The 20406-nt window shown below is 60.4% G+C and carries 24 protein-coding genes; 19 read left to right on the top strand and 5 right to left on the bottom strand.

Features of this window, described 5'->3' with window-relative positions; all coding sequences use genetic code 11:
- Window positions 1-68 precede the first annotated feature (68 nt).
- The 5 genes from AC1DM5_RS01960 to AC1DM5_RS01940 all read left to right on the top strand — a co-directional run bounded on the left by AC1DM5_RS01960 (window position 69) and on the right by AC1DM5_RS01940 (window position 4880).
- On the top strand, window positions 69-542 hold the full coding sequence (locus AC1DM5_RS01960; RefSeq protein WP_477819466.1) for a peroxiredoxin: 474 nt from the start codon (window positions 69-71) through the stop codon (window positions 540-542).
- On the top strand, window positions 539-1357 hold the full coding sequence (locus AC1DM5_RS01955; RefSeq protein ID WP_477819465.1) for a ferritin-like domain-containing protein: 819 nt from the start codon (window positions 539-541) through the stop codon (window positions 1355-1357). Before AC1DM5_RS01960 ends, AC1DM5_RS01955 begins: the two co-directional genes overlap by 4 nt.
- 106 nt (window positions 1358-1463) lie before the next feature.
- Entirely contained in the window at window positions 1464-2786 is a 1323-nt protein-coding gene (locus AC1DM5_RS01950; protein WP_477974510.1) for a M23 family metallopeptidase, read from the top strand.
- Window positions 2787-2884: 98 nt separating this feature from the next.
- Window positions 2885-4450 (top strand): DEAD/DEAH box helicase, encoded by a 1566-nt coding sequence (locus AC1DM5_RS01945; protein WP_477819463.1) that lies wholly within the window; start codon window positions 2885-2887, stop codon window positions 4448-4450.
- A 7-nt stretch (window positions 4451-4457) separates the two neighbouring features.
- Window positions 4458-4880 carry an NUDIX domain-containing protein gene (locus tag AC1DM5_RS01940; RefSeq protein ID WP_477819462.1) on the top strand — a complete coding sequence of 141 codons (423 nt, stop codon included), beginning with the start codon at window positions 4458-4460 and terminating at the stop codon, window positions 4878-4880.
- Here AC1DM5_RS01940 and AC1DM5_RS01935 read toward each other — a convergent pair whose 3' ends face one another.
- Together AC1DM5_RS01935 and AC1DM5_RS01930 are read right to left on the bottom strand one after the other, a co-directional pair.
- On the bottom strand, window positions 4881-5198 hold the full coding sequence (locus AC1DM5_RS01935; protein WP_025668870.1) for a TfoX/Sxy family protein: 318 nt from the start codon (window positions 5196-5198) through the stop codon (window positions 4881-4883). It abuts the gene before it with no gap.
- Window positions 5199-5227: 29 nt separating this feature from the next.
- Window positions 5228-5722 (bottom strand): flavin reductase family protein, encoded by a 495-nt coding sequence (locus AC1DM5_RS01930; protein WP_113185176.1) that lies wholly within the window; start codon window positions 5720-5722, stop codon window positions 5228-5230.
- A gap of 172 nt (window positions 5723-5894) precedes the next feature.
- On the opposite strand from AC1DM5_RS01930, the gene AC1DM5_RS01925 reads away from it, so the two are divergent.
- The 5 genes from AC1DM5_RS01925 to purB all read left to right on the top strand — a co-directional run bounded on the left by AC1DM5_RS01925 (window position 5895) and on the right by purB (window position 10300).
- Complete coding sequence (locus AC1DM5_RS01925) at window positions 5895-6977, top strand: branched-chain amino acid ABC transporter substrate-binding protein (protein WP_477819461.1); 1083 nt, start codon at window positions 5895-5897, stop codon at window positions 6975-6977.
- 59 nt (window positions 6978-7036) lie between these two features.
- Window positions 7037-7714: a ribulose-phosphate 3-epimerase gene (rpe, locus tag AC1DM5_RS01920; RefSeq protein ID WP_477819460.1), complete on the top strand. Its 678-nt coding sequence runs from the start codon at window positions 7037-7039 to the stop codon at window positions 7712-7714.
- Window positions 7714-8442: a DUF2259 domain-containing protein gene (locus AC1DM5_RS01915; protein ID WP_477819459.1), complete on the top strand. Its 729-nt coding sequence runs from the start codon at window positions 7714-7716 to the stop codon at window positions 8440-8442. The genes rpe and AC1DM5_RS01915 overlap by 1 nt, the downstream gene beginning before the upstream one ends.
- Before the next feature lie 2 nt (window positions 8443-8444).
- Window positions 8445-8930, top strand: coding sequence for a hypothetical protein (locus AC1DM5_RS01910; protein WP_477819458.1), 486 nt, complete (start codon window positions 8445-8447; stop codon window positions 8928-8930).
- A gap of 62 nt (window positions 8931-8992) precedes the next feature.
- Window positions 8993-10300, top strand: a complete 1308-nt coding sequence (purB, locus tag AC1DM5_RS01905; protein WP_477974508.1) for an adenylosuccinate lyase — start codon at window positions 8993-8995, stop codon at window positions 10298-10300.
- A gap of 45 nt (window positions 10301-10345) precedes the next feature.
- Here the strand turns inward: purB and AC1DM5_RS01900 are convergent, their stop codons facing one another.
- A complete protein-coding gene (locus tag AC1DM5_RS01900; RefSeq protein ID WP_477819547.1) occupies window positions 10346-10807 on the bottom strand; it encodes a low affinity iron permease family protein in 462 nt (153 codons plus the stop codon).
- A gap of 124 nt (window positions 10808-10931) precedes the next feature.
- Window positions 10932-11735 (bottom strand): DUF2189 domain-containing protein, encoded by an 804-nt coding sequence (locus tag AC1DM5_RS01895; protein WP_477819456.1) that lies wholly within the window; start codon window positions 11733-11735, stop codon window positions 10932-10934.
- Window positions 11736-11896: 161 nt separating this feature from the next.
- On the opposite strand from AC1DM5_RS01895, the gene AC1DM5_RS01890 reads away from it, so the two are divergent.
- The 7 genes from AC1DM5_RS01890 to AC1DM5_RS01860 all read left to right on the top strand — a co-directional run bounded on the left by AC1DM5_RS01890 (window position 11897) and on the right by AC1DM5_RS01860 (window position 17804).
- Entirely contained in the window at window positions 11897-12451 is a 555-nt protein-coding gene (locus tag AC1DM5_RS01890) for an RBBP9/YdeN family alpha/beta hydrolase (RefSeq protein WP_477819455.1), read from the top strand.
- A 107-nt stretch (window positions 12452-12558) separates the two neighbouring features.
- Window positions 12559-14859: a putative bifunctional diguanylate cyclase/phosphodiesterase gene (locus AC1DM5_RS01885; RefSeq protein ID WP_477819454.1), complete on the top strand. Its 2301-nt coding sequence runs from the start codon at window positions 12559-12561 to the stop codon at window positions 14857-14859.
- 231 nt (window positions 14860-15090) lie between these two features.
- The gene (gene purC / locus AC1DM5_RS01880; protein WP_007826228.1) at window positions 15091-15855 is read left to right on the top strand and encodes a phosphoribosylaminoimidazolesuccinocarboxamide synthase; all 765 of its coding nucleotides are present in this window, start codon (window positions 15091-15093) and stop codon (window positions 15853-15855) included.
- Between the two features lie 15 nt (window positions 15856-15870).
- A complete protein-coding gene (gene purS, locus AC1DM5_RS01875) occupies window positions 15871-16113 on the top strand; it encodes a phosphoribosylformylglycinamidine synthase subunit PurS (RefSeq protein ID WP_007826230.1) in 243 nt (80 codons plus the stop codon).
- Between the two features lie 44 nt (window positions 16114-16157).
- Complete coding sequence (locus tag AC1DM5_RS01870; protein ID WP_477819453.1) at window positions 16158-16709, top strand: RNA 2'-phosphotransferase; 552 nt, start codon at window positions 16158-16160, stop codon at window positions 16707-16709.
- Window positions 16706-17377 (top strand): phosphoribosylformylglycinamidine synthase subunit PurQ, encoded by a 672-nt coding sequence (purQ, locus tag AC1DM5_RS01865; RefSeq protein ID WP_477819452.1) that lies wholly within the window; start codon window positions 16706-16708, stop codon window positions 17375-17377. Before AC1DM5_RS01870 ends, purQ begins: the two co-directional genes overlap by 4 nt.
- A 22-nt stretch (window positions 17378-17399) precedes the next feature.
- Window positions 17400-17804 (top strand): hypothetical protein, encoded by a 405-nt coding sequence (locus AC1DM5_RS01860; RefSeq protein ID WP_477819451.1) that lies wholly within the window; start codon window positions 17400-17402, stop codon window positions 17802-17804.
- An 8-nt stretch (window positions 17805-17812) separates the two neighbouring features.
- Here the strand turns inward: AC1DM5_RS01860 and AC1DM5_RS01855 are convergent, their stop codons facing one another.
- Entirely contained in the window at window positions 17813-18067 is a 255-nt protein-coding gene (locus AC1DM5_RS01855; RefSeq protein ID WP_477819450.1) for a DUF1127 domain-containing protein, read from the bottom strand.
- 80 nt (window positions 18068-18147) lie between these two features.
- Here AC1DM5_RS01855 and AC1DM5_RS01850 point away from each other — a divergent pair, with 80 nt between their 5' ends.
- Together AC1DM5_RS01850 and AC1DM5_RS01845 are read left to right on the top strand one after the other, a co-directional pair.
- Window positions 18148-19566: an aminotransferase-like domain-containing protein gene (locus AC1DM5_RS01850; RefSeq protein WP_477819449.1), complete on the top strand. Its 1419-nt coding sequence runs from the start codon at window positions 18148-18150 to the stop codon at window positions 19564-19566.
- Window positions 19567-19691: 125 nt separating this feature from the next.
- Window positions 19692-20264 carry an acyloxyacyl hydrolase gene (locus AC1DM5_RS01845; RefSeq protein WP_477819448.1) on the top strand — a complete coding sequence of 191 codons (573 nt, stop codon included), beginning with the start codon at window positions 19692-19694 and terminating at the stop codon, window positions 20262-20264.
- The last annotated feature ends 142 nt before the right edge of the window (window positions 20265-20406 follow it).

Raw genomic sequence — 20406 nt, 5'->3', positions numbered from 1 at the left:
GTTTCATCCACTATATAACCCGTCTGATATAGTATCCCTCCTAAACCCGGCAAAAGAAAGTTTTGAGAATGTCCGCTCCCGGTATTGGCTCTCCTGCTCCCGATTTCAGCCTCCCGCGCGACGGCGGCGGGCGCATTTCACTCTCGGATTTCCATGGAAAGTCGGTGGTTCTGTTCTTCTATCCCAAGGATGACACGACGGGCTGCACGACCGAATCGCTGGATTTCACGGCACTTGCCGGTGAGTTTGCAGCGGCCGGTGCGGCCGTCGTCGGCATGTCGCCCGATTCGGCCACCTGCCACGACCGCTTCATCAAGAAGCACAAGCTGACGGTGGCACTCGCCTCGGACGAGGAGAAGACCACGCTGCAGGCCTATGGTGTCTGGAAGGAAAAGAAGATGTATGGCCGCACCTTCATGGGCGTCGAGCGCACCACCTTCCTGATCCGCAAGGACGGCACGATTGCCACCATCTGGCAGAAGGTAAAGGTTGCCGGCCATGCCGAAACGGTGCTGGCAGCCGTCAGGAACCTCGCTGCGTGACTAACATCACCTCGCTGCGCGGCGGCGCGATCGATGCGATCCGCTCCGCCGATCTCGACCGCAAGACGGAGCTCGCGCAGGAAAGCGCTACCAGATGGTTCGCCCGGCGCATCTCACTGCGCTCGCCGCTGGACGCGCCCTTGCCCGAGCGTCCCGGTCGGCCGGAAAAGCCGCTGCTGGTGCCGCCGACGCAAGTCGGAAAACGCTCGCTCCATACCGTTCATGGCCGCATCGCCCTGCTCCACGCGATCGCCCATATCGAGCTCAATGCCGTCGATCTGGCGCTCGACATCGTTGCCCGATTTGCCTCGGCCCATGTGCCGAATTCCTTCTTCGATGGTTGGATGCAGGTAGCCTACGAAGAGGCCAAGCACTTCCGCATGGTGCGCAAGCGGCTCAATGATCTCGGCGCCGATTATGGCGATCTGCCCGCCCATGACGGCCTCTGGCAGGCCGCGCATTCGACCCGCAACGACCTGACGGCCCGGCTTGCCGTCGTGCCGCTCATTCTCGAAGCGCGCGGCCTCGATGTTACGCCTGCGCTACAGGCCAAGATGCGCGAGACCGGTGACCTCGAAAGTGCTGCCGTTCTCGACGTCATCTACAACGACGAGAAGGGCCATGTCGCCGTCGGCGCCAAGTGGTTTCGTTTCCTCTGCGCCCGCGAAAAGCGCGATCCTGCAAGGACATTCCAGGAACTGGTGCGGGCCAATTTCCGTGGTCCGCTGAAGGCGCCGTTCAACGATGTGGCCCGCGCCGAAGCCGGCCTGACCCCCTCCTTCTACCGCGCGCTCACCTCGACCAGCCAGAGTTGAGCGGCGAGCTCCAATAGGCCTATGTAAACCGACTGTTAACCATAAAAGTATGTAATCATTTCCCAATGAGGCTGGGCGCTAAAAGCGAATCTTTGGGAGACCCTTCGTGACGAACGGACATCACAGTCGGGTCTTCGGCAAGAAGGCACAGGAACACGTCCTCATTCTTGCCAGTGGCGACAAGGTGCGTCACATGACGGTAAAGCCATGGATGGCCGCCCTCGTCTTCTGCTTCGTCGGCGTCTTTTCCATCGGCTATCTGCTCGCCACTTCCTACCTGGTGCTGCGAGACGATCTGATCGGCGCGACCATGGCCCGCCAGGCTCGCATRCAGCATGATTATGAGGATCGCATCGCCGCGCTGCGCGCCCAGGTCGACCGCATCACCTCTCGCCAGCTTCTCGATCAGCAGGTGGTCGAGGACAAGGTCGACAAGCTGATGGAACAGCAGATGGCGCTGACATCGCGCCACGGCAAGCTCGATAACCTGCTCGACCGCGCCCAAAGCTCCGGCTTGACCGGCAAGGATGCATCTGCCGCGGATGTGCCGGCGCAATCCTATGCGCCTGAGATCAAGGACAAACGCGCTTCGCTGACCGGCGGCGCACAGGCGATCGAAAAGATGCTGGCAGGCGACAGCAAGCCGGCCGACGCCGAGACTCCCGACAATTCCACCCTTGCCTATGTTCCCGCGGAAGAAACCGTCGGCGATCGCGCCGACCGCATCTTTTCGAAGGTCACGCTCTCGCTGAAGACCGTCGAGCAGGACCAGAAGAGCCGCATCGACCAGCTGACGAGCGACGCCGGCAACGCCGCCAATACGATTGAAGGCGTGCTCGACCGCTTTCATATCGCCGTTCCGGCTGAGACGATCGCCGCCAAGGAAGAGGAGGACAGCGCCGTTGGTGGTCCTTACGTCGAGCCCGAAAGCAATGACGATTTCAACAATTCGCTCGTCCAGCTCGATGGCGCGCTGACGCGTCTGGAAGCGGTGCGCAGCACCGCCGAATCCCTGCCCTTCCGCAATCCGGCCATCGGCAAGGAAGTCACCAGCCCCTTCGGCAATCGGCGCGATCCCTTCCTCGGCCGGCTTGCCCTGCATTCCGGCATCGATTTCCGTTTCTCGCCGGGTGAAAGGATCCGCCCTACCGCGCCTGGCAAGGTGATTGCAGCCGGCTGGACCGGAGGTTACGGCAACATGGTCGAGGTCGATCACGGCAACGGCATTTCGACGCGCTACGGCCATATGTCGGAAATACTGGTTAAGGTCGGCGACACAGTCGATCGCAACGATGTCATCGGCCTGGCCGGCAGCACGGGCCGCTCCACTGGTACGCACCTGCATTATGAGGTGCGTCAGGATGGACGTGCCGTCGATCCGATCTATTTCATGAATGCCGGCCTTAAACTTGCCACTTATATAAAATAGCCGGACCGCAGTAACGAACGCTTCACCTCGCTCCTGGGGTGGAGCCGCTATTCCTTGACTTGCCGGCCGTTTAGGACTATGTCGCCCACCATTGCGGCATGCAATCCTGCCGACTCGCCAGAGACCGGCCGAACGGAACGGAAACAGTTTTCCCTTTGACGACATTTGCTGAACTTGGTTTGAGCCCCAAAGTGCTCTCCGCTGTTACCGATGCGGGCTACACCATCCCCACTCCCATTCAGGCCGGGGCAATTCCCTTCGCGCTTGAGCGCCGAGACATCTGCGGCATCGCACAGACCGGCACCGGCAAGACGGCATCCTTCGTTCTTCCCATGCTGTCGCTTCTGGAAAAGGGCCGCGCCCGCGCCCGCATGCCCCGCACGCTGATCCTGGAACCGACCCGCGAGTTGGCCGCCCAGGTTGCCGAGAATTTTGAAAAATACGGCAAGAACCACCGCCTCAACGTCGCCCTCCTCATCGGCGGCGTTTCTTTTGAAGATCAGGATCGCAAGCTCGAGCGCGGCGCTGACGTGCTGATCTGCACGCCCGGCCGCCTTCTCGACCATTTCGAGCGCGGCAAGCTCCTGATGAGCGGCGTCGAAATCCTCGTCATCGACGAAGCCGACCGCATGCTCGACATGGGCTTCATCCCCGATATCGAGCGCATTGCCAAGCTGATCCCCTTCACCCGCCAGACGCTGTTCTTCTCGGCCACCATGCCGCCGGAAATCCAGAAGCTCGCGGACCGCTTCCTGCAGAACCCGGAGCGGATCGAAGTCTCCAAGCCGGCCTCGGCGTCGGTCACCATCACGCAGCGTTTCGTCGCCTCTCACGACAAGGATTACGAGAAGCGCGCCACATTGCGTGACCTCATCCGCGCTCAGACCGATCTGAAGAACGCGATCATCTTCTGCAACCGCAAGAAGGATGTCGCTGATCTCTTCCGTTCGCTGGAGCGTCACGGCTTCTCGGTCGGCGCCCTGCACGGCGACATGGACCAGCGCTCGCGCATGGCCATGCTTGCCAACTTCAAGGACGGCAACATCCAGCTGCTCGTTGCCTCCGACGTCGCCGCCCGCGGCCTCGATATTCCCGATGTCAGCCACGTCTTCAATTTCGACGTGCCGATCCATTCGGAAGACTACGTTCACCGTATCGGCCGCACCGGCCGCGCCGGTCGCTCCGGTGCTTCCTTCACCATCGTCACCCGTCGCGACCAGAAACATGCTGACGCGATCGAAAAGCTGATCGGCGAAAAGGTCGAATGGCAGAGCGGCGATCTCTCCTCTCTGCCGCCGGCCGAAGAAAGCCGCGACAGCGAGCGTTCTCCCCGCCGTGGAAAGCCTCGTGAGCGGGATAAGGATCGTGGCCGCGACCGTGACCGCCGGCCTGCGAGTCATAAATCTGATATCAATGCCGAAGATAATGGCGTTGAAGTCGTGGAAGCAGCACCAGCAAGACCAGCAAGGGCCGAAACCGTGAAGAACGAGCGCAAAGCAGAACCGAAGCCACAGAATAACGCGCGCAACGGTCGGCAATACCCGGCGAATGACGACAATCGCGAGCGTCGCCGCCATCGCGACCATGACGACGGCCCGACGCCGGTCGGTTTCGGTGACGATATCCCCGCCTTCATGCTGATCGCTGGCAACGCCAAGGCCTGAGTGCCCCATGGGTCAGCCCGGCATCGATTTCCCAGGCCTCGGTGTAGGCCTGGTGATTTTGCGCGACGGTAAAATCCTTCTCTACAAGCGCATGCGTCCGCCTGAAGCCAGCTACTGGAATATTGTCGGTGGCAAGGTCGATCATATGGAGCCGGCTGAGGATGCCGCGCGCCGCGAGGCGGAAGAAGAAACGGGGCTGACCATCGGCCGCGTCGAGCGGATCGGCTTGACCGAACAGATCATCGAGGCTGACCGCCAGCACTGGATTTCCCTTCTCTATATCGCCCGCGACGTGGCGGGCGAGCCGCAGCTCACTGAACCCGACAAGCTCTCGGATTTCGGCTGGTTCGGCCTTGCCGACCTGCCCGAGCCGCTGTCGGCTTTCACCAGGGTCGCGATATCAGCTCTTCCAGCCGGCGAATTGCGCTGATCATTCAGCCCGCAATGCGGCTTCATAGGCAAGGCGCACCCAGCGCGCCATGATGTCGGGGTCGTCATAGGCCTCGTCGGGGATGCTCCAATAGGGCATCTTCACCGGAGTTCCCTTCTTACCCTCGTAGAACCATTGGCTGGCGCCTGCCGCGGCAAATTCCGGTGCGCTCTCTTCATCAGCCTTCAGCAGGATTTCGTCGCGCACTTCGAGCGCCAGGATCCGGCCGAGATGGTAGATGCCCTTGCCGCCGAACATGCGCTTGATGGTGACAGGCCCAAGCGACTGAAACATTTCATCGATGCCGGCATTGTCCATGGCCTGTCCTCTTTCCTGCGCAGCCGACCCTATATCGTGTGATAACCGCGGTTCAAATAAAGAAGCGCCGGGTGGATCTCGGTGAAACGAACGGCAGCGACCTCGCCGAAGATGACGTTATGGGTCGGCATTTCCTTGATGTCGGTCACCCGACAGTCGAAGACGGCAAGCGCATCGGCAAGTACGGGCGCGCCCGTTGCCAGCGTTTCGAAGCGGGCGCTCAAGAAACGATCTCCGTTTTCCAGATGCGTGCGGCCTGAAAAGGCATCGGCAACGCCCTGATGATGGGCGCCGAGCGAGTTCAGCGCGAAGATGCCACTGCGCCAGAAGATCTCGTTCTTCGCATTGGTGTTGCTGAGGCAGACGAGAACGGAAGCCGGATTGTCGGACACCGAGCAGGCAGCCGTGATGGTGACGCCACGGCGGGCTTCACCGAGCGCCGTCGTCACGAGCTGCACATGGCCGGCATAGCGGCTCATGGCATCGCGATAGAGGCCGGGATCGATATGCTGCCTGTTCAACACATGCTTCTCCACAATCAGTGTCTTGTTTTTATTATTTCACCAATATGGCGGGCATCGGTTACCTTTTCTACAATGGCACCCTCTAAAAGCTGCAGAACACGCTTGTTTTTCTTTGACGATTGCCGCCGTGCGGATAAAAGGGCATGGACAAGACGAGAGACCTGCACCTTTCATGATGACCCTCCGTGTCATAGCCGCCCTTCTGTCGCTCATGGCGTTGACGGCCGAAGGCCGCGCGGCCGGCGTGACGATCGGCGTCGTGGCGCCGCAAGAGGGCACTTTCGCCTCGCTCGGCGCACAGATTTCCGCCGGCGCGAATTTTGAGATCCAGCGGGCGGGCAATACGGTCGTTCCTGTCAATGAGACCTGCCAGGACAATAGCGGCCAGGCGATCGCCGATGCGCTGATTGCTGCCAAGGTTCAGATCGCCATCGGCTTCCTCTGCAGCGAGACGCTGGAAGGCGCCCAGCCGAAGCTGAAGGACGCCAATATTCCCGTCATCACCGTGTCGGTACGCTCGCGCATCCTGATGGAGGATTCGCTGAAGAACGGCTGGCCCCTCTTCCGCCTCGGTCCGCAGGATAGTGATGAAGCCGCCAGGATCATTCAGATCATCCTGCAGCAATGGACGGCGTCTCCGATCGCTCTCATCGAGGACGGTACGATCCATGGCCGCGAACTGACGGAAGCCGTGCGCAACGCACTGGAAGAAAATGGCCTGAAGCCTGTTTTCACCGATACCTACCGGCCAGGACAGGAACAACAGATCGGCCTCGTACGCCGCCTGAAGCGGGCCGGCGCCACCAAGGTCTTCATCGGCGGCGACAGGAACGATGTCGCCATCATCGCCCGGGACGCCAAGGCTGAAAACATCCCGCTCGACATTCTGAGCGGCGACGCGATGCGCGCTGCAAACCAGCCGCTGGCGCTGGCCGATGGCGTACGCGCCGTTGCCATTCCCGAATATGCGCTTCTGCCAGATGCGGCTGCGACCGTTGAGGCCTTGCGCGCAGCCGGAACCGAACCGGAAGGTTATGTCCTGCCGGCAGCCGCAGCCGCGCTGATTGCCGATCAGGCCGTGCAGGCGGCGGTGGCCGAAGGCAAGCCGGTGGCTGAGAAACTGATCGGAACGCAGTTCAATACGCCGATCGGCCCGGTCATCTTCACGCCGGCCCATGAACTGTCGCAAAATCCCTATCGTCTTCTCGAATGGCGCGGCGACACTTTCGTACCGCCCGCCGATGGGACAGACTGATCTATTGAAATTTGCCGTGAGGCGGTTCGGCCGCTTCCGGTTGAGAGGAGACCGAGACCATGACGACATTGCCCATCCGCATCGCCCCATCGATCCTGGCGGCAGATTTTGCAAAGCTCGGCGAGGAAGTGAGCAACGTCACCGCGGCTGGCGCCGACTGGATCCATCTCGATGTCATGGACGGTCATTTCGTGCCGAACATCTCCTTCGGCCCCGATGTCATCAAGTCGCTGCGCTCCTATACGGATGCGACCTTCGACTGCCATCTGATGATCTCGCCGGCCGATCCCTATTTGGAGGCTTTCGCAAAGGCCGGCTGTGATCGCATCACTGTGCATGCAGAGGCCGGACCGCACCTGCACCGCTCGCTGCAGACGATCCGCCATCTCGGCAAGAAGGTCGGCGTCGCCCTCAATCCGGCAACGCCGCTCTCGGTGGTCGAGAACGTGCTTGACGATGTCGACCTCATTCTCATTATGTCCGTCAACCCCGGTTTCGGCGGCCAGAAATTCATTCCGGCAATGGCAGACAAGATCGCAGCGGCAAAGTCACTCATCGGTGACCGCCCGATCGAGCTTGAGGTGGACGGCGGTGTGACGGTCGATACCGCGCCTACCGTGGCGAAGGCCGGCGGCAATGTGCTCGTCGCCGGGTCGGCAATTTTCAAGGGCGGCTCGGTCGAGGCCTATCGCCAGGCCATCACCGCCCTTCGCAACGCGGCTGAGGGAGCTCGCTGATGACGAAGCGCATGTTCATGGGCGGGTTTTTCGCCGCCCTGCTGACCGGCATGGCGGCCACGGCCTCTGCTGGCGATATCGCCAATATGCAGCCTGTCGGCTTTTCCGCCGACGGCAAGGTCTTTGCCTTCCAGGAATTCGGCATGAAGGATGGCAAGATCCCCTATTCGGAGACCTATTTCATCGATACCGAAACGGGTGCCGATCTCGAGGGCACGCCCTTTCATTTGGAATTGACCGACAAGGATGCCGATCTGTCCAAGGCACGCCGCCAGAATCTGACGGCAGCTCGCCAGCAGATGGACAAGTACGACCTTCTGACCAATCCCGGCCTGATCGCCGCCTTCAATCCGCCGACCGAACTCGGCTCGCCGATGAAGACGATCCGTTACACCACGATTGCAAGTGATGGCCCGCCGCGGGGCGCCTATTCGCTGCTGCTCGGCGATGCCGAAGTCGCCAAGCCGGAAAGCTGCAAGGACGTCAACCGCGTCATCGGCTTCACCCTGCAGCTCATCGAGAAGGACGGTGCGCCGAACCGCCAGCTGGTGCATGAGGACAAGTCGCTGCCGGCAGATCGCGGCTGTACCGTGGAATATCGCATGGGCGGCGCCCTCGTCTATCAGCCGGATTCGGGCAAGCCTGTCCATATCGCCCTCATCCTGGCGCTGAGCGCCTCTCCTGACGGCCGCAACGGCCGCTGGATCGCCGTTCCGGTTCACCCCTGAGAATGAACCGTCTGCGGGCGGCATGGCCGTCCTTATCAGAACTTTTCATCGGCGCCCCGCTCTGGGGCGTCCAGATGCTGATCTCGGCCCTAGCCGGCCTCTATCTGCGCAATGGCATGGAAACGAGCCATGTGCTCGATCTCTCCATCCTCTATTTCGGCGGCGGGCTGCTCTCCTGGCCCTTTAACTTGCTTGCCGGGCGCTATCTTGCGCTCGGCCATCAGGTGGAGGCGCGTTTTGCCGCATTCTTCCTGGTGCTGACGATGGGCACGGTCCTGATGACGGCCTTTCTCTTCGCCATGGACTACCGGATTTTCTATTCCCGCTGGCATTCGCCGTTCGGCTCGGTCATCTGGATGTTCCAGTTTGTCTTTACCGGCGCCAGTGCCGTCTATCAGTTCCTTGTCCTTGGCCTGGGGCTGTTTTTGCCCCTCGGACTGGTCTGTCTTTTTGCCACCAGCCTGGCTCTTGCCAAACGCATGCGTTGAGATTGCCGGCCGTCTTTGCTACAGGGGCCGCAGCTACTGTCACGAAATGAAGGCGCTCGCCCATGATCCCTCGTTATTCCCGGCCCGATATGGTCGCCATCTGGTCTCCCGAAACCAAGTTCCGCATCTGGTTCGAGATCGAGGCCCATGCCTGCGACGCGCTGGCAGACCTCGGCGTGATCCCGAAGTCGGCAGCCGCCACCATCTGGGAAAAGGGCGGCAAGGCGACTTTCGACGTTGCCCGCATCGATGAGATCGAGGCCGTCACCAAACATGACGTCATCGCCTTCCTGACCCACCTTGCCGAAATCGTCGGCCCGGACGCCCGCTTCGTCCATCAGGGCATGACTTCTTCCGACGTGCTCGACACCACGTTCAACATCCAGCTCGTGCGCGCTGCCGATATTCTGCTCGCCGACATGGACCGTGTTCTGACAGCGCTCAAGACGCGCGCCTTCGAACACAAGGATACGATCCGCATCGGCCGCAGCCACGGCATCCATGCCGAGCCGACGACGATGGGCCTGACCTTCGCCCGCTTCTATGCCGAGATGAGCCGCAACCGCGCCCGTCTCGTTGCCGCCCGCGCCGAAATCGCGACGGGGGCCATCTCCGGCGCTGTCGGCACCTTCGCCAATATCGACCCTGTTGTCGAAGAGCATGTCTGCGCAGCACTCGGTCTCGTTCCGGAGCCCGTCTCCACACAGGTCATCCCGCGTGACCGCCATGCGATGTTCTTCGCCACGCTCGGCGTCATCGGCTCGTCGATCGAAAACGTCGCGATCGAAATCCGCCACATGCAGCGCACCGAAGTGCTGGAGGCGGAAGAATTCTTCTCGCCGGGCCAGAAGGGCTCGTCTGCCATGCCGCACAAGCGCAACCCGGTCCTGACTGAAAACCTGACCGGCCTTGCGCGTCTCGTGCGCATGTCGGTCGTACCCGCGATGGAAAACGTGGCGCTCTGGCATGAGCGTGACATTAGCCATTCGAGCGTCGAGCGCGCCATCGGCCCGGATACCACTGTTACCCTCGATTTCGCGCTGAACCGTCTCGCCCGCGTCATCGAAAAGCTCGTGGTCTATCCCGAGAACATGATGAAGAACCTCGACAAATTCCGCGGCCTCGTCCATTCGCAACGCGTTCTCCTGGCGCTGACGCAGGCCGGTGTCTCCCGCGAGGATGCCTATCGCCTCGTGCAGCGCAACGCCATGAAGGTCTGGGAACAGGGCAAGGATTTCCTCGAAGAACTGCTGGCCGACGCCGAAGTGCGCGCCGCACTCTCCGAGGCGGATCTCCGCGAGAAATTCGATCTCGGCTATCATACCAAGCATGTCGACACGATCTTCCGCCGCGTCTTCGGCGAAGCTTGATCGGCACAAGATATGTCATGAGACGGCGCCCGTGAGGCGCCGTTTTCATTTTCGCTTCCGGGATGTAGTCACCGGCGCAGCGCGCTTCTTTTTCTCCGGCTTGCGGATCGAAGTGTCGCCCAGCTCGTCCGATATCTCGCAAATCTCTGTCGCACCCCGGCCCTTGGCCGCCTTGGCCACCAGTTGGTCGAGATGTTTGAGGTCTTCCTCGTCGAGATTTTCGATGCCGATGAAGCGGTTCTCGGCATGGCTCGTCAGGATGATTTCGTTGAGCTTCGCCTGGATGGCCCGTGTATCGCGCGTCTGCGCGTTCTGCAGGACAAAGACCATCAGGAAGGTGATGATCGTCGTGCCGGTGTTGATCACCAGCTGCCAGGTTTCCGAGTAGTCGAAGACGGGGCCGAGAGCAGCCCAGATAATGACGGCGATAAGCGCCAGAATGAAGGTCACCGGCTTGCCCGCCCACTCCGATATCCTGGTTGCGAAGTGCGCAAACACGTGGCGTATGGTCACCGGGAGATCCTCCTTCGAAGTCGGCAAAAGACAAACTCCAAGCAAGGTTCCGAGGTTCCGGGCTCTATTGAAATTCCGGGGTATCGCGCAAATTCGCGATACCCCGGGAATGTTGCCATCACATGGCTTCGCGGGCGATCAGCTTCCGGTAAAGATGCCAAGTCGCATGGCCGAGGATCGGGATAACGAGTGCGAGACCGACAAAGAGCGGGATTGTGCCGATGACGAGCGACGCGGCAACGATCAGGCCCCAGAGCAATACCGGTACCGGATTGATGAAGGTCGCCCGGATCGAGGCGACCATCGCGGCCACCGCCCCGCAATCCCTGTCGAGCAGCATCGGGAAGGTCACGACGGTGATCGCCAGAACGACGAACGCAAAGCCGAGGCCGACCAGATTACCCCACAGGATGAGCTGCATGCCTTCCGGCGTGCCGAACACCTGCTGCAGGAAGAGCGACATGGAGCGCGGGAAGACCTCTCCGAGAAGGCTCGTATAGATGGTTTGCGCCGTGACCAGCCAGACGGTGAAGATCCCGAACAGCAGGAGGCCGACGGCGATGATGGACGGCAAAGCCGGCGAATGGCGTACATCGAGTGCATGTGTCCAGGACGTATCGAGTCCGGCTTCGCGCCGGCGGCTGATTTCGTAGAGGCCGATCGCGGCTATCGGGCCGATCAGCACAAAGCCCGACATCAGCGGAAAGATCATCGGTGCGAGATTGGCCCCCGAGCTCAGCATCGTCAGGAAGATACCGGCGATCGGATACATGAGACACAGGAAAACGTAATGTGAAGGCTTCTCGCGGAAATCCTCGAAACCCAGCCTGAGCGCGTCGAAGACGTCGGCTATGCTGATGCGATTGACCACGGGCCGTGCGAAGTTCTCGCCAGCGCCCGTCATGACATGAAATGTCGTCACGGCTTTCTCCTCCTCAGCCAAGATGAGCCGGAGGCGAATGTGTGGGCAACAAGGGGCCGACACGAGAACGCAACCGGCATAAAGCCACTTTAGCAAATTTTTTTAGCTAAGTCGCTCTTTCCCTTGACATCGCGGTTAAGCTTTCTCACATCGGCGGCACCATGAAAGCTTCAGACGCAGATATCCTCATCATTCCCGGCTATACCAATTCCGGCCCCGACCATTGGCAGAGCCGCTGGGAAGCAAAGCTCAGCACCGCGCGCCGCGTCGAGCAGGCGGAATGGTCCAAGCCCGTGCGCGAGGACTGGACCGCCCGCATCGCTGAGGCGGTGAATGCCTCGACGCGCCCCGTGGTGCTCATCGCGCATTCCCTCGGGGTGCCATCGGTGATCCATGCAATTCCGCTGTTTCAAAAGCGCGTTGCCGGCGCCTTCTTCGTGGCGCCGCCCGATGTTGCCAATCCGGATATCCGCCCGAAGCATCTCATGACCTTCGGCCCCTACCCGCGCGATCCGCTGCCTTTCCCCTCGATTACGGTCGCCAGCCGCAACGATCCCTTCGGCACCTATGAGCATGCTGATGACGTCGCCAACAGCTGGGGTTCCTTCTTGGTGGATGCGGGCGAGTCCGGTCACATTAACTCGGAATCCGGCCACGGCCCCTGGCCGGAAGGCACGATGGTCTTTGCTCAATTTCTCAGCCGCCTGCCCGGCTGAGAAAGCCAAAAAATCCGGCATTTCCAGTGAATTAAGCGATCGCTTTCTAAGCATTTCTTAATGGAAAGACCGCAGACTGCGCTGACGCCAGAGAAGCGAGAGCGCCCGTGAAGCAAACCTACCCGCCAAAAGCCGCCGATGCCAGTTGCGACGAGCCGGCGGCCAATGGGTACGCAAGCTGCACCGACGATTCCGACATTGCCGAGCGCGAAAGCCGATGGAACTACGCACTCGTCGGCTCCGGCCTCGGCGTCTGGGACCACAATTACCGCCTCGACAAGAAATATTATTCGCAGACCTGGAAGAGCATTCGCGGCATGGCGCCGGATGAGGAGGCCGATGGCGACTACGAGGCCTGGCTGCAACTCGTTCATCCCGATGATCGCGATTTCGTCGTCAACGCCATCGAGCGCCAGAATGCCGGCGACCCCGACTATCATGTCTTCCAGTATCGAGAGCGCCACAAGGACGGCCACTGGGTCTGGATCGAATGCCGCGGCGCACCCGTCGAATGGGATGAGAACGGCGCTGCTCAGCGCGTCGTCGGCACGGACACGGACATCACCGCACGCAAGGAAACCGAGGAGATGCTGGCGCAGCTCTCCCGCCGCCTCGACCTTGCTTTGCAGATCAGCGATATCGGCGTTTTCGAAGCCGATATCGATCACGGGACCGTCGAATGGGACGATCGCCTCATTGCCATCTACGGACTAGAGGATGCCGATCGTTTCTCCGCAGCCAATGCCTGGCTCAGCACTGTTCATCCTGATGATCGCGATCGCGTCAACGAAACCGTCGAAAGCAACGTCAACAACGAGACCGGCTTTCATCAGGAATTTCGCATCATCAGAGGCGATGGCGCCGAGCGCATCATCCGTGCCCGCTCGGCCTTCTTCGTCGACGGCAATGGCTGCCGCAAGCTGATCGGCGCCAATTGGGACGTGACAGAGGAAGTAGCGCTGCGCAACGAGTTGCGGCGCGCCAAGGATCTTGCCGAAGCCCGTAACCGCGAACTCGAAGCAGCCAAGGAAAGCATCGAGCATCTGGCGTTCCATGATTATCTGACCGGCCTGCCGAACCGTCGCTATCTCGACAAGATGCTGGAAGAACGCTCCGCCCATTGTCGCGAGGAGGGTCTGGCGCTTGCCATCCTTCATATCGATCTCGACCGCTTCAAGCAGATCAACGATACGCTCGGCCACCGCGCCGGCGATCATATGCTCAAACATGCTGCCCGGGTACTGCGCGATTCCATTCGCGGCACCGATTTCGTTGCGCGCATCGGCGGCGATGAATTCGTCGTTCTCTGCATCGTCGACACTCCCTCGAAGAAGATTGCCACCGTCGCCGAGCGCATCATCCGCGAGTTGCGCAAACCCATTAAATACGAGGGGCATGATTGCCGCTTCGGTGCCAGCATCGGCATCGCCATCGATAGCGGCCCGAAGCTCGACGAAAAGCAGCTCCTGCTGAACGCCGATATCGCGCTCTACCGGGCCAAGGGCTCAGGCCGCAACCGCCACGAATTCTTCTCCAATGCCGCACGCCGCACGATCCTGACGGCCAAGCGCCTTGCCGATGAAATCCTGATCGGGCTGGAGCGCAGCGAATTCCTGCCCTTCTACCAGCCGCAGTTCGACGCCCGCACGCTCGATATCGCCGGCATCGAGACGCTGGCCCGCTGGCAGCATCCGGAACATGGACTGTTGGCGCCGGATCGCTTCCTCGACATTGCCGAGGATCTCGACGTCGTCTCGACCATCGATGCGCTGATCCTCGAACAAGCGATCGCCGACCGGAAAGCCTGGATCCGCGAAGGCTTCACCATTCCCCGCATCTCCGTCAATGTCTCCGGCCGGAGACTGTCCGATCCGCAGCTTGGCAAGAAGCTGCGCTCGCTGAAGATCGAGCCCGGCACGGTCTCTTTCGAACTCCTGGAATCGATCTCGCTTGACGATTGCGACGAGGCGGTCACCGCCAATCTCAAGAAGCTGAAGAAACTCGGCATTGACATCGAGGTCGATGATTTCGGCACCGGTCATGCCTCGATCGTCAGCTTGCTGCGGCTGAGCCCGAAAACACTGAAGATCGATCGCGAGTTGATCAGGCACCTGCCGCAATCGGCCGAGCAGCGCAAGCTCGTGCGCTCCATCATCGAGATCGGCCGCTCGCTGAATATTCTCGTTACCGCAGAAGGTGTCGAGACCGCCGATCACGTCCGCATCCTGCAGGAGCTCGGCTGCGACATGCTGCAGGGCTATGCGCTCGCCCGGCCGATGTCCGGCCTGCAGTTCCCGGCTTTCATTCGTGGCGAAAGCTGGCGGCAGCCGGAGGGTGAGGCTCGCGCACTGCAAAAGGATCTGCGCCGTTCCGTGGGCCGACCCATCTCCAAAACCGCCTCCGGATAAAGACCTGTATAACCCCTCCGAGATTTTGCCTTCATTCCACCGTAAAGAAAAAGGCGGTAGTCTCCATCTGGCAAGATTTCGATTCTCTTTGCGGTTTTTCCGCCCAAGGCCGGAAACCGGGGAAGGAGTGACAGGCGGATTGTGAAACTCTCTCTTTTCCTTTAAGGGGACGCCACGAGATCGATCCACGCGCGCCATCCCAAGGGCGCCAACAACTAGAGAATAACCACAATGAACCGTCGCCGCCGTATCTACGAGGGCAAGGCAAAGATTCTGTATGAAGGGCCTGAACCGGGCACGCTGATCCAGTTCTTCAAGGACGATGCCACTGCTTTCAACAAGAAGAAACACGAAGTCATTGATGGCAAAGGCGTCCTCAACAACCGTATTTCTGAATATATCTTCAGCCATCTGAACAAGATTGGCATTCCCACCCACTTCATCCGCCGGCTCAACATGCGCGAGCAGCTGATCAAGGAAGTGGAGATGATCCCGCTCGAGATCGTCGTGCGCAACGTCGCCGCCGGCTCGCTTGCCAAGCGCCTCGGCATCGAGGAAGGCGTGGTCCTGCCGCGCTCGATCATCGAATTCTATTACAAATCCGACGCGCTCGAAGATCCGATGGTCTCTGAAGAGCACATCACCGCCTTCGGCTGGGCCAATCCGGCTGAGCTCGACGACATCATGGCGCTTGCCATCCGTGTCAATGACTTCATGACCGGCCTCTTCCTCGGCGTCGGCATCCAGCTCGTCGATTTCAAGATCGAATGCGGCCGCCTCTTCGAAGGCGACATGATGCGCATCATCCTGGCTGACGAAATCTCGCCGGACAGCTGCCGCCTCTGGGATATCGAGACCCACAAGAAGATGGACAAGGACCTCTTCCGCCGCGATATGGGCGGTCTGCTGGAAGCCTATTCCGAAGTTGCGCGCCGTCTCGGCATCATCAATGAAAACGAGCCCGTGCGCGGCACCGGCCCGGTTCTGGTCAAGTAAAAGCAGGGAAAACAAGTGATCAAGGCTCGCGTCACTGTCACGCTGAAAAACGGCGTTCTCGATCCTCAGGGCAAAGCCATTGAAGGCGCGCTCGGCGCCCTCGGCTTCGGCGGCGTCGGTCATGTCCGCCAGGGCAAGGTCTTCGACCTGGAGCTCGAAGGCACCGACAAGGCCAAGGCCGAAGCCGATCTCAAGGCTATGTGCGAGAAACTCCTCGCAAACACGGTCATCGAGAACTACGCGATCGCGATCGACTGATGATCACAGGCCCGCCACGCGGCGGGCCTTCAGGATGAAGCGTCATGGAAGCAAAGCTGGAGACGGAAGTCTCGAAATTCATGAGCTATGTTTTGCGCCATGCGCCGGAAGCCGCAGGCCTGACGCTTGATGCCGAGGGCTGGGTATCCTTCGATGTATTCGAGAAGGCGGTGACGTCGAAATACGACGTCTTCCGCGCCGATATTATCGGGATCATCGAGAACAGTCCGAAGAAGCGCTTTGCACTCGTCGATAACAGAATTCGCGCCAACCAGGGCCACAGCGTCGAAGTCGATCTTGCGTTGAAGGCGGTCCAGCCGCCTGCAATTCTTTTTCACGGTACGTCACTCGTGAACTGGCCTCTGATCGAGCGCGAAGGCCTGAAGAAGATGGAACGGCACCACGTTCATCTCTCTGATGATGTCGATACGGCCAAGATCGTCGCAACGCGCCGCAAGGGCGACACTATTATCCTGCGTGTAGACGCAGCCCGCATGTTTTCAGAGGGGCATTCTTTCTTTGTCTCGGACAATGGAGTATGGCTCGCCGAAAGCGTTCCAGTTCAATATCTTTCGCCAAACGCGGGGACCTTATGAAATCAGCCGTCGTTCAACTTCCGGGCCTCAACCGCGATCGCGACATGATCGCCGCTCTCACCAAGATCTCCGGTCATCAGCCGGTGACGATCTGGCAGACGGAAACGGAAATCCCTGATGTCGACCTGATCGTCATTCCCGGCGGCTTCTCCTATGGCGATTATCTGCGCTGCGGAGCGATCGCTGCTCGCATGCCGGTCATGCAGGCGATCATCGACAAGGCCAACAAGGGCGTGAAAGTGCTCGGCGTCTGCAACGGCTTCCAGATCCTCGTCGAGGCTGGCCTTCTGCCGGGCGCCCTGATGCGCAACGCCTCACTGAAATTCGTCTGCCGCGAGATCAAGCTCGAAGTCGTCAACGCGGAAACGGATTTCTCCCGCGCCTATGAAAAGGGCCAGATCATCCGCTGCCCGGTCGCCCATCACGACGGCAACTACTTTGCTGACGCCGAGACGCTGGCTGCCATCGAAGGCAACGGCCAGGTCGTCTTCCGCTATGCCGAGGGCACCAATCCGAACGGTTCGGTCAACGACATTGCCGGCATCGTGAACGCCAAGGGCAATGTGCTCGGCATGATGCCGCATCCGGAAAATCTCATCGAGGCCGCCCATGGCGGTTCGGACGGCCGTGGCCTTTTCGCCTCGGCACTCGACGTCATCGCCGCCTGATTCTGGCCGAAGAGCAAGATAGATGCACCCTCGCCTTTTTGCAGCCATCGCTAATGCTGCTGCCTTTGCCGGCCTTGCCGCACTCGTTGCTGCCTGCCAGTCCTCGACGCCTGCAAAGGGACCGGACCGCAGTGCGTTGTCGACGATGGAGCGTGTGGCGCTCGGCGCCAATGGCTGCTGGTTCAAGTCGGGAGATGCGGCTTTTGCGGCCTACAAGCTCGCACCGGAACTCAATTCCTTCTCCGGCCGTCCGCGCATTCTCGTCGTGCACAAGGGTAGCCCGGAAAGCCGGCCACTGCTCGTCGTGCAGGCCGAAGGCAATCCGGCCAAGATGCAGGCCTTCGGCCCGATGATGTCCGAGCCGGTCGCCGGCCGCATCGCTGCCGATGTCACCCGCTGGTCGGGTGGCAATCGCGCCTGCAACTGAGCTTTGGCTTAATCCCAGAAAAACGACTTGCTGACTTCGCGCGCGGCATCGGACTGCGACAGGCCGATATCCTTGAGTTGATCCGCTGTTAGTCCGCGCAACGCCAGGCGTCCCTCCCGCTTCTGTTGCCACAGAAGGAAGACTGCCCACAGGCGGCCGGCCCACGTCGTGGCCGGCGCCTGCCTCGGGAGGACAATTTCGTGCGGGCTATCGATAGAGACAATTGATACAATTTCGCTCTTCATTTGAGGTACAACGGACATCCTTGGCTCCTGTTGTTTCCGCTCTAGTAATTGTCACATAGTCTTGACAGCGGAAGGGTGACAATCTATTCATTGTCACCATGACAAATTGGCTCCCAGATCTCTCGCAGGGCTCCGGCCCAGTCTATATGCGGCTTGCGGACAATATCGAATCCGCCATTGCTTCCGGCGCTTTGCCGGCGGGAGCCAAGCTGCCGCCGCAGCGAAATCTCGCCTATGACATTGGGGTGACAATCGGAACAATCGGCCGCGCCTATGCGCTGGTTCATGAACGCGGCCTCGTCGCCGGTGAAGTCGGCCGCGGCACTTATGTGCTCGATCGTGCCGATACGCCCCCGAGCGAGCAGACGGATCCCCTTACCCTTTCGTTGAGCGGCACCCGCATTGCAGACGCCCCGGCAAACAAGCTTCGCTTCGACACGACCGCCGCCCCCGATCTTGGTCAGGGCAAGATCATTGCCGGCATCATGGCCGAGATCGGCGAGCAGCATCTGGCGGAAATCTCCTCCTATTCACGCAGCTTTCCGCGAAACTGGTTCGAGGCCGGACGTCTCTGGCTGGCGCGCAATGACTGGTCGCCGGAGATCGAAAATGTCGTTCCGACGCTCGGCGCGCATGCGGCGGCAATTGCCGTCATCGCCGCCGTGTCTGCACCCGGTGACAAGATCGTTTTCGAAAACCTCACCTATACGCAGGTCAGCCGCAGCGTCCGCCTGCTCGGGCGGCGCACGTTGACAGTCGAGTCGGATGAGAACGGCGTCATTCCCGAGGATTTCGAGCGGCTTTGCCAGCAGCAGCATCCGAAGCTGATCTTCCTGATGCCCACGGTCCACAATCCGACCCTTGCCATCATGCCCTATAAGCGGCGCATCGCCATTGCCGACATCGCCAGACGGCATGGCGTGTGGATCATCGAGGACGATCTCTATGGCGGCATGGCCAATGACGCTACGCCGCTGCTTGCCGCAATCGCGCCCGATCGCACCTTCCTGGTCAACGGCCTGTCGAAATCGGTTGCCGCCGGCGTGCGTGGCGGCTGGGTCGCCTGCCCGCCGCATTTCGCCCAGCGCATCAAGGTCACGCACAAGATGGTCACGGGTGGCCTGCCCTTCATTCTGGCCGAAACCTGCGCGCGGCTCGTCCAGAGCGGCAGGGCGCACGAGATCCGCAATGCAAGTGTCGTGGAACTGTCGGCCCGGGTGAGCCTCGCCCGTGAGGTCATGCAGGGATTCGATTTCGAGTCCCACCCGCATGCGCCTTTCCTGTGGCTGAAACTGCCGGAGCCCTGGCTGTCCGGCACCTTCAAGAATGCCGCCTTCCGCGATGGCGTGCTTGTTGATGACGAAGACGAGTTCAAGGCCGCGCGTGGCGAGAAGGTCTATCACCGCGTGCGCATCGGCTTCTCCTCGCCGAAGGATAGAAACGAGCTTGTGTCGGGCCTTATGATATTGAAACGCCTATTGGAAAATGGCGGCTCCGCCTATGACGGAGAAATCTGAACTGTTGCAAATTGGTGTCAGGATTGTGGAAAAAGCCACGATCCGGACACGGGCGCTTTACCATCGATACCTGCATGTTACCTCTTTCCCATTCCGCTGGTCGGGCGAGAATCAAGGGACAGCAGATGAAATCCGATTTCCGTTTAAGCCTGTCGAGGATCGCGTCGGTCGCAGTAATCGCCAGCAGCTTGGGAATGTCATCAGCGGCGCAAGCCGGAGACAAGATTTTCGACGAATTGCGCTTCGGCGCTTCCGCTTCCGTACAGGGCGGACATTCGCATGAAGATGGCGTTTTCCCTGAAATAACGGCCCTTTTCGATCCCTTCGGTTTTGAGCAGGCAACCGACTGGAAGCAGCAACTCATGCATCCGCGCGTCCATGTCGGCACCTCGATCGGCACGGCGGGTGAAGCCACGCAGTTCTTCGCCGGTTTCACCTGGACGGTTGACCTCAGCGACAAGATCTTCGCTGAAGCTGGCTTCGGCGGCGTCATCCACACTGGCGAGCTTCGCGACGACGACGATCACCCCGACCTCGGCTGTCGTGTGCTGTTCCACGAATATCTCGGCGCCGGCTATCGCTTCAACAGCAACTGGAATGTCATGGCGCAGCTCGCCCATTCCTCGAATGCCAATCTCTGCGATGCCCCGAACGACGGCATGACCCGCGCCGGACTTATGGTCGGCTACAAATTCTAGTCTGCAGTGGCTTCCTGAATAGTAATTGCGAGCCCCATGATGCCTGCCTCTGTTGACGGCAGGCATTTTCCTATCGCGCACAATTCCTACTTAAGCTAAAGACACGGCAAACGCGCTAGAGCATGTCCGTTTTTCTTCGAAT

This window comes from Rhizobium sp. 01T437, assembly GCF_056398505.1.
This window is presented reverse-complemented; position numbering and strand designations above follow the sequence as displayed.

Bases quoted from the DNA above. Each gene is read 5' to 3' on its own strand.
- rpe (WP_477819460.1), top strand. From the start codon at position 7,037: ATGACGACATTGCCCATCCGCATCGCCCCATCGATCCTGGCGGCAGAT.
- AC1DM5_RS01915 (WP_477819459.1), top strand. From the start codon at position 7,714: ATGACGAAGCGCATGTTCATGGGCGGGTTTTTCGCCGCCCTGCTGACC.
- AC1DM5_RS01925 (WP_477819461.1), top strand. From the start codon at position 5,895: ATGATGACCCTCCGTGTCATAGCCGCCCTTCTGTCGCTCATGGCGTTG.
- AC1DM5_RS01910 (WP_477819458.1), top strand. From the start codon at position 8,445: ATGAACCGTCTGCGGGCGGCATGGCCGTCCTTATCAGAACTTTTCATC.
- AC1DM5_RS01855 (WP_477819450.1), bottom strand. From the start codon at position 18,067: ATGTCCGTTGTACCTCAAATGAAGAGCGAAATTGTATCAATTGTCTCT.
- purB (WP_477974508.1), top strand. From the start codon at position 8,993: ATGATCCCTCGTTATTCCCGGCCCGATATGGTCGCCATCTGGTCTCCC.
- AC1DM5_RS01960 (WP_477819466.1), top strand. From the start codon at position 69: ATGTCCGCTCCCGGTATTGGCTCTCCTGCTCCCGATTTCAGCCTCCCG.
- purQ (WP_477819452.1), top strand. From the start codon at position 16,706: ATGAAATCAGCCGTCGTTCAACTTCCGGGCCTCAACCGCGATCGCGAC.
- AC1DM5_RS01935 (WP_025668870.1), bottom strand. From the start codon at position 5,198: ATGGACAATGCCGGCATCGATGAAATGTTTCAGTCGCTTGGGCCTGTC.
- AC1DM5_RS01940 (WP_477819462.1), top strand. From the start codon at position 4,458: ATGGGTCAGCCCGGCATCGATTTCCCAGGCCTCGGTGTAGGCCTGGTG.
- AC1DM5_RS01850 (WP_477819449.1), top strand. From the start codon at position 18,148: ATGACAAATTGGCTCCCAGATCTCTCGCAGGGCTCCGGCCCAGTCTAT.
- purC (WP_007826228.1), top strand. From the start codon at position 15,091: ATGAACCGTCGCCGCCGTATCTACGAGGGCAAGGCAAAGATTCTGTAT.
- AC1DM5_RS01870 (WP_477819453.1), top strand. From the start codon at position 16,158: ATGGAAGCAAAGCTGGAGACGGAAGTCTCGAAATTCATGAGCTATGTT.
- AC1DM5_RS01845 (WP_477819448.1), top strand. From the start codon at position 19,692: ATGAAATCCGATTTCCGTTTAAGCCTGTCGAGGATCGCGTCGGTCGCA.
- AC1DM5_RS01890 (WP_477819455.1), top strand. From the start codon at position 11,897: ATGAAAGCTTCAGACGCAGATATCCTCATCATTCCCGGCTATACCAAT.
- AC1DM5_RS01945 (WP_477819463.1), top strand. From the start codon at position 2,885: ATGCAATCCTGCCGACTCGCCAGAGACCGGCCGAACGGAACGGAAACA.
- AC1DM5_RS01860 (WP_477819451.1), top strand. From the start codon at position 17,400: ATGCACCCTCGCCTTTTTGCAGCCATCGCTAATGCTGCTGCCTTTGCC.